At 69.8% G+C, this 6,582-nt stretch carries 8 protein-coding genes; 2 read left to right on the forward strand and 6 right to left on the reverse strand.

Going from position 1 to position 6,582, the window contains the following annotated elements:
- Window positions 1-274 precede the first annotated feature (274 nt).
- Both DEIPH_RS16740 and DEIPH_RS16745 read left to right on the forward strand, forming a co-directional pair.
- Window positions 275-505, forward strand: a complete 231-nt coding sequence (locus tag DEIPH_RS16740; RefSeq protein ID WP_034360387.1) for a hypothetical protein — start codon at window positions 275-277, stop codon at window positions 503-505.
- Window positions 506-550: 45 nt separating this feature from the next.
- Entirely contained in the window at window positions 551-1,399 is an 849-nt protein-coding gene (locus DEIPH_RS16745) for a hypothetical protein (protein WP_034360390.1), read from the forward strand.
- Window positions 1,400-1,402: 3 nt separating this feature from the next.
- Here DEIPH_RS16745 and DEIPH_RS16750 read toward each other — a convergent pair whose 3' ends face one another.
- The 6 genes from DEIPH_RS16750 to DEIPH_RS16765 form a co-directional block, all read right to left on the reverse strand.
- On the reverse strand, window positions 1,403-1,621 hold the full coding sequence (locus tag DEIPH_RS16750; RefSeq protein ID WP_152545011.1) for a hypothetical protein: 219 nt from the start codon (window positions 1,619-1,621) through the stop codon (window positions 1,403-1,405).
- 72 nt (window positions 1,622-1,693) lie between these two features.
- Window positions 1,694-1,831, reverse strand: a complete 138-nt coding sequence (locus DEIPH_RS20255; RefSeq protein ID WP_161636087.1) for a hypothetical protein — start codon at window positions 1,829-1,831, stop codon at window positions 1,694-1,696.
- A gap of 249 nt (window positions 1,832-2,080) precedes the next feature.
- Window positions 2,081-2,245 (reverse strand): hypothetical protein, encoded by a 165-nt coding sequence (locus DEIPH_RS20260; RefSeq protein WP_161636088.1) that lies wholly within the window; start codon window positions 2,243-2,245, stop codon window positions 2,081-2,083.
- Between the two features lie 221 nt (window positions 2,246-2,466).
- The gene (locus DEIPH_RS16755; protein ID WP_034360394.1) at window positions 2,467-4,080 is read right to left on the reverse strand and encodes a hypothetical protein; all 1,614 of its coding nucleotides are present in this window, start codon (window positions 4,078-4,080) and stop codon (window positions 2,467-2,469) included.
- A gap of 81 nt (window positions 4,081-4,161) precedes the next feature.
- A complete protein-coding gene (locus DEIPH_RS16760; RefSeq protein WP_034360397.1) occupies window positions 4,162-5,892 on the reverse strand; it encodes a WD40 repeat domain-containing protein in 1,731 nt (576 codons plus the stop codon).
- Window positions 5,889-6,582 (reverse strand): WD40 repeat domain-containing protein (locus DEIPH_RS16765; protein WP_407636520.1); only part of this gene is annotated, 694 nt, incomplete at its 5' end. The genes DEIPH_RS16760 and DEIPH_RS16765, both read right to left, overlap by 4 nt.

Below are 6,582 nucleotides of genomic sequence, written 5' to 3' on the forward strand. Positions count from 1 at the left end.
TCCGCCCGCCGAATCGTCGCCAGACTCAAGGCCCCGTTCCCAATTCCGTCGCAGGACTCTGCCATCACTGGTGCCGTGTGCACGTGACGCCTGCACGTTCCGCCCACCCCTGCCAGCGGTCCTGCCCGTGCGGATAACTCAATGGCTCTCCGCGCCCGTTCTTCGTTGTCTGAAACGGTGGCCTCGGCGTGTAGCCCGAGAGCGGGAAACCGAGAAGGGTGAACCCATCGAGTTCTCCCTGGGGCGTGACCCGGAGGTGCGGTACGGGCGGGCCGTGAAGGTACTGGAGGCCGGGGAACGGGGCAGTGGGAAGTACCAGGTCACCTACATCTTCGAGAACAGCAAGGACCGGGCCATCCGGGTGGAGCTGACCGAGCGGATCTATGGCCGCAAGGTGGTGCTGAAAGGGGTGGAGAAGAGCGGGGAGACCCTGATGGAACTGCGCGCGGACGTACCTGCCCGGGGCAGCGTCACCCGCACCTTCACGGTGGAACTCGAGAACTGAAGGGAGGCGTCAGCCCCCTGTCACCTGCCGCCCCTACCCTGAGCCATGCTCGCCGTTCTGCTGGGTGCGGCCCTGCTCGCGCCCGTCCCGCCCGCCGCCGTCCAGGTCGAGCAGGGCCGGGCCTTCGTCTCCTGCGGCTGGTTGCAGCAGCACCGGGAAGACCTCAGTTGCCGCCAGACGCCGGACAGCCTGGCCCTGTCCGACGCCTTCTCCCCCTCGGTGGTGTGGTTGATTGAATCGGCGGGCCGGGCGACGTCCCGCCCCACTCAACAGGGGCAGGTGGAGCGCGCCGTGACGCCACCGCTTAACCGCACTGCCGACCATTTCCTGGCGGCCCGTGACCTGCAGCGCCTGCTGGGCGTGCCAGTGGATTGGAAAGCTGGGCAGCTCTGGCTGGGCCAGACGCCCAGCGCCGTGCGCGCTGTGGCCCGTGTTCAGCAGGCGGACCGGGACGTGGCAAACCTGAGACGGCAGCGGGGCATTCCCCCGGGCGTGGGCTACAGCGAAATGGAGCGGCTGACGCTCTTCCCCGTAGGCCGCGCGGACGAGCGGTGCGACTGGGTGGAGGATACTGCCCGCTGCTTCGCCTGGCGGGGAGGCCGCTGGCAGGCGACGTGGGCGGCACAGACGGAACGCACCGCCTGGGACCCCTGGCCCACGCTCGCCAGCCGCGCTCTTGAGGCGGTGCTGGGTCAGGCGAGGACGCTGCGGGGCCAGAAGCCTGACTGGAGCGGCGGCCTGGAGTACGAGGGGGTGAGCGGACACGGGATGGGACACGCCGTTCGCCGGGGGAGGGTGGCGCCGGGAGGCCAGTGGACACAGGTGTACGAGAAGAGCGGCACGATTGACGCTGCCTTCGCGCCGAACCCGCCAGGAGGGAAGACGGGGAACTGACGGTCAGCGCTGTTGCCCTGCCGGGCGCCAGAAGCCTGCCCCGGCCGTGACGAACACGCCGATAACAGCCCACAGCGTGGGATTGGGAAAGGTGACCTCCTGCCGGTTCTGCCTGTCCTGGCAACCCGGCACGCGCTTGCAGCGCCATAGATGCAGGGTCAGGGGCGAGGCGGAGGACATGCTCACGGGCTGCTCCTGCCCCACCGTGGGCGCTTGTAGCATCCGGTTATGCTGCCAGGTGGCCAGCATGCTGGCGGGAGGATTGAAGGGGAGCGACCTCTTTCGCCTGGCCACTCACCGGAGAGGGTGGATCATCAGGCGAATGGCGGCCTGCCCGGTGCTGCCCCAGCGTGTTCCCTGCTTCTGGACGTTCAGGGTCAGGACGGAGAGGCCTGGCCGGGCGTCCTTCGCGGCAGTGACCTCGACCGTCAATTGCCCCTGCTGGAAGAAGCGGCGGGGGGCTGTACGGTTAACTCGGGGTCCCGGTACAGAACCGTCTCCTGTCCCAGGGGACGGGACGGGCGGTCAGTTCCCCAATGGAAGAATTCAGCCACCGGCGGCTGACACTGACCACGTTGACGGGAGTGGTCGGCGGAACACCGTCCAGGTCGAAGACCAGTGTAGCTCCCGCGTTTCGCCCGGTCGGAGGTCGAGGGACGTAGAGAAGTCCTTCTGCCAGGGTTACCGCTCGGCATTCTGGAGGGACACCAGGGGGACGGGGCAGAAGGGGGTGTGGCCGCACATCACCTGGATGTTCTCGCTCTTGGGGGAGGTCAGCCAGGCGCCGAAGGCCATCAGGGCCAGGGCGGCCCCGGCCTGGAGCAGCGCCCGGAACAGGCGGTTCATGCGGTCCCTCCGCGCTGCGGCAGGCGGATGCCGGTCACCTCGTCCATAGAGGCGAAAACGGTGACCGACAGAGTCCGGCCGTGCCGAGGGTCAGCAGGATGACCAGCCAGCAGGTTCGCTTCCATCTCGCCATCCTCGCGCTCCCAGGGCCTGAGTTTTCCGTCTGAACCGCAGAGAAGGACGGGGCCTGACAGTCGCCGGACGCCCTGCGTGCCGGCGGGTCACTCTTCCTCCGGGTCGCAGAAGATGGGCTGGCACTCGCCTTTCCCGCCGTTCCGGTTCAGGGGCTGGGCCGGCGCACTCAGCCACGCCACCTTCCCCGACGGCTGGGTCACCCGCACGCCGGCGCGCACCTCGTACCTTCCCGCCGGGGCCAGCTTCCCGCTGCTCAGCCGTCCGTCCCAGCGGGCGTCCAGGCTGCGGTGCAGGCTCGCGCCGGTCGGGCAGTGGTTCGCCCGGCTGTTCGGGAAGGTCCGGGTGGAGTACACCACCTCACCGCGGTCCACCTTCCGCACGACCGCCACGAACAGGCATTCCCGCGCGCCGGGGAGCGTGCGCCTGGCCGCCGGGTTCAGCAGCTTCAGACTGATGTCGTGCAACGTTCCCTGGGGAGACGTCCAGGCCCCGACCTTCAGCTCGGCCTCGCCGGGCTTGCCAGAAGGCGGGAGGGGCGCGGGCGGCGTCACCTGGATTGTCACGCGGGCCAGGGACACACCCTTCTTGCGGGCCAGGTCCTGCACGGCCTGCTTTGCCCGTTCATCCGGCACGGTGATGACCAGGCGCTGCACGCCGCCTTGCTCCTCGAAGCGGGCCGTGCCCTTGATGCTCTGCACGGTGGGGGCAGGAGCCAGGATTTGGAGGGGCTTCAGGACGCCGCCGTCCTTCGCCGGGGGCAGCACCGTGAAGGGCACGTCCGGGGGACGGATGGCGAAGGCCCCGGAGCCGTGGGCCGCCTTGAGGAGGTAGTTCCCCGGGGGAACGAACTGCCCCCGCGCGTCCCTGAGGTCCCAGTGCGCCGGGGCCACGCTCTGCCACACGGGGGTCAGGGCGTCCCGGGTCTCGCCAGGCTGGATGATCAGTCCACCGGCGATGGAGGGGCAGGCCGGTGGTGCCGGGACAGGCCGGACCACTTTCCCCGTGTCCGCCCGCACGACCATGAAGTCGAAGCTGCACACCCGGTTGAAGGAAAAGGCCTCCTTCCCCGTATTCATGACCGGGAATTGCAGGGTGAGCAGGTCGCCCTGCGCCACCTGCCGGGGAATGACCAGCCGCGCCTTCAGCGGATGAGGAAAGGTGGTGCGGGCGGGCAGACCCGGCGAGGGCAGGGCTACCAGCTGGAGGGCATCTGCGGGCACGCCCCGACCCTTGAAGAAGGCTGCGGCCTGGTTCCGCGCTTCCGGCGTCTGGAACTCGATGCGGAGCCGGTTGGCCCTGACATCCACGCCGATGCTGTTCCAGCCGAACAGGCCGCGGGCGAGGTACCGCGCCCGGGAGAGCTGGGCGGCGTTGTACCGGGCGGGGACGAAGCGCACGCGGGTCAGGTCATGCCCGCTGAGGGTCAGGTCATGGCCCCGCCTCCGGCGCACCTCGCTGAGCACGGCCTGCCGGGCGGCGGGGTCGGTGGAGGTGACCATCAGGACGACCCCCTGCCCCTCCACCCATAAGCCGGCGAAGGCGGGCGCCTTGAGGGCCAGGGCGGCATCCTCGTCTTCCGGCGTGACCGGCAGGCTGTTCCAGGGGGCAGCCGTGGACGTGGGAGTCGCGGCGAACGCCGGGAACAGCGCCGGAGCGCCCAGGAGGAGCAGGCAGAGCAGGGCGGCGGGACGCAGCGGCATGCCCCCAGCATGCGGAACAGGGGTTGACGGACGGTGAGGAAATCTCTTCAAGGGCTGCCCAAACCACCTCGCGCCGCTGGTTCAGCGCACTTCAAACCACGTCACCGTGTCTACCCCGACCACTGCCAGCCGCTCGCCCACGAAGGCCAGGTCCTTCGCGCCGTTCAGCGCCGGGTCACGCCTCACGTTGCCGGCCCGCACGTCGCCCAGCAGCCATTCACTCCAACTCTGGACACCGACCCAGCGCCCCGCCGCGTCCACCCGCAGGGCGGAGGGGTAAAAGCCCCCCTGCGCGGATTTGAGAAAGGTGAGCGTGCCCGCCGTCTGCCCCGTCGCTGCCCGGTAAAGGCGCAGTTCTCCGCCCTCGGTCGCCAGCGCGAACCACTGCCCGTCAGGGGTCACGGTCACGCTGCGCCCCGCCGGGACGTCCAGACTCCAGAGCCGCCGCTCACCCTGCCAGCCAGACAGTTTGCCCTCGCTCTGGCACAGCCGCACCTGGGTCAGCACCGGCGTGAGCCACTGCCCACCGTCGCAACCGGGGCGGGGGTCGGTGGTCACGACCTTGAGCGGCACGGTCTGCCCCGTGGTCAGGCCGCTGAGGTTGGCCTGCCAGATGCTCGGCGTCAGCTTCGGCTCGGTGCCGGGGGTCCAGCTCAGGTCGCGTCCGTAGACGGTCAGCGTGTCCCCCGTCAGCGTGAGCCGTTCGCCCTCGGCAAAGTCGGGGAGGCGCAGGGCCAGCGGGCCGGCCTTTTCCGGGCCGTAAAGCCACAGGGTCGGGCCGGAGAGCGTCAATGTCCGGTTCCCGTCCTCGCTGAAAAAGACCCGCTGGGGGACGGGGCCGACCGTTTGCGGCGTCGCCTCACCGGGGCGGCTCAGCAGCAGCGCGTTCGCCACGCCACTCGCGATCGCGCCCCGCGCCGATACCATCCGAATGAGGGCATCTTTGGGGGCGGGGACGGTGTCCTGCAGCGTGAAGGCAGTTTCCGAGGCCCCGGGGATGCGGTAGCGCCACAGCGTCCGGTCAGAGTTGAGCAGCAACTCGCCGCCCGGGGCCCAGGTCACTTGCAGGTTGTTTATGGTCTCGGTGTAGGGATCGGGCCGCAGCACGGCCCGCTTCTCGCCGCCCGGCAGCGCCCAGAGGGTGACACGCCGCGCCGCGCTCCAGGCCAGCCAGCGCCCGTCGGGGCTGAACGAAAGCATCTCGCCCTGCCGCGGGGCCGTCTCGAAGCCCAGCGCCGGGAAGATGGTGTCCAGGCTGAGTTTCTTCCCCTCCAGGCACACTTCTACTGGCCCATACCCCCGCGCCTTCGTCGCCAGCCAGTCGCCGCGCCGGGTGTAAAAGCCCACCAACTCGCCGCCGCTGACCTCAAAGGGAATGCCCGCCTCGCTCTTCTTCCAGATGCCCTGGGGGGTAAAGACCAGCGGCCCTGCCTCCCCGACCCCCAGTGCTGCGCGCACCGCCGCGCCCAGCGGCTCTGTCCCTTCCCCCAGCGGTTTTCCGGTGTCTGCCGCCAGCTTCAGGGTCTGCCCGTTCATTCCCAGCAGGGTGAGGCTGGTGCCCTCCCAGCGAACCTGGCGGGGCCACCACTTCAGGGTCACCTTCTGCCGCCACAGTGGACGGAGCGGCGAGACCTGCCAGAGGGTCAGGCCCGCCTCGTCACGGGTTAGCAACCTGTCCCCGTCCTCGCTGAACGCCACGGGCTGCACGTCGCGCCCCGCCGGAAAACTGAGCGTACGTGCAGGCTGCGGCGTGAGGGTCTGGGCGCTGGCGAGGCCCAGCAGGGCGGCAGTCAGGAGGCTCAGGCGCTTCATTTCTCCCCTCCTTCAACTTGGTAAAAGCGCAGCGCGTTGTCACGCTCACTGCTCAGCAGTTCGGCCCGCGCTCCGTTCCAGTCCAGCGACTGCACCAGTCCGCCCGCCTTGACGAGGGTCTGCGGCGGCTGCCCCAGCCTGAGCGCCAGGAGTTCGCCCCCTTCCGTCCCTGCAAACAGTGTCCCTGCGGGAGTGAAGGCCAATGCTGTGACGCCGCTCACCAGCTTGTGACTTAGCGTCACTGCCCCTTTTGCGTCCCAGCGCTGCACCTCCCCGCCCAGGCTGCCCGCCGCGAGGGAGCCGTCCGGCCCGAAGACCAGCGCCCGCACTGCGCCGGGGAGGGCATAGGTCGCGGCGGCCTGTTTGTCCGGCAGCGAGAAGACCTGCACCGCGCCGCCACCCGTGCCGAGGGCCGCCCGCCGGCCATCCGGGCTGAAGGCCGCGCTCAGTACCCAGCCCTGGCAAGCGGGCACCACCCGCGCCGACCATTCCGGCTCGCCCGCCGCCACGTTCCACACGGCGGCCCCGCCTCCCTCATAGCCGACGAGCAGGCGCTGGCCGTCACGGCTGAAGGCGAGCGCGCGGTTCAGGCCGCGGGCGCCCACCTGCCAGATGGCGGCAGAAGGTCTAAGAGCGTGTTTGAAAAGGCTCAGGGAGCGGGTTCGAGGCGGCGCAACATGAGGCGGATGT

The organism is Deinococcus phoenicis (assembly GCF_000599865.1).
Taxonomy (GTDB): domain Bacteria; phylum Deinococcota; class Deinococci; order Deinococcales; family Deinococcaceae; genus Deinococcus; species Deinococcus phoenicis.

Excerpts from the sequence above, each read along its gene's own strand:
- DEIPH_RS16745 (WP_034360390.1), top strand. The coding sequence starts at position 551 with ATGCTCGCCGTTCTGCTGGGTGCGGCCCTGCTCGCGCCCGTCCCGCCC.
- DEIPH_RS16750 (WP_152545011.1), bottom strand. The coding sequence starts at position 1,621 with ATGCTACAAGCGCCCACGGTGGGGCAGGAGCAGCCCGTGAGCATGTCC.
- DEIPH_RS20260 (WP_161636088.1), bottom strand. The coding sequence starts at position 2,245 with ATGAACCGCCTGTTCCGGGCGCTGCTCCAGGCCGGGGCCGCCCTGGCC.
- DEIPH_RS16755 (WP_034360394.1), bottom strand. The coding sequence starts at position 4,080 with ATGCCGCTGCGTCCCGCCGCCCTGCTCTGCCTGCTCCTCCTGGGCGCT.
- DEIPH_RS16760 (WP_034360397.1), bottom strand. The coding sequence starts at position 5,892 with ATGAAGCGCCTGAGCCTCCTGACTGCCGCCCTGCTGGGCCTCGCCAGC.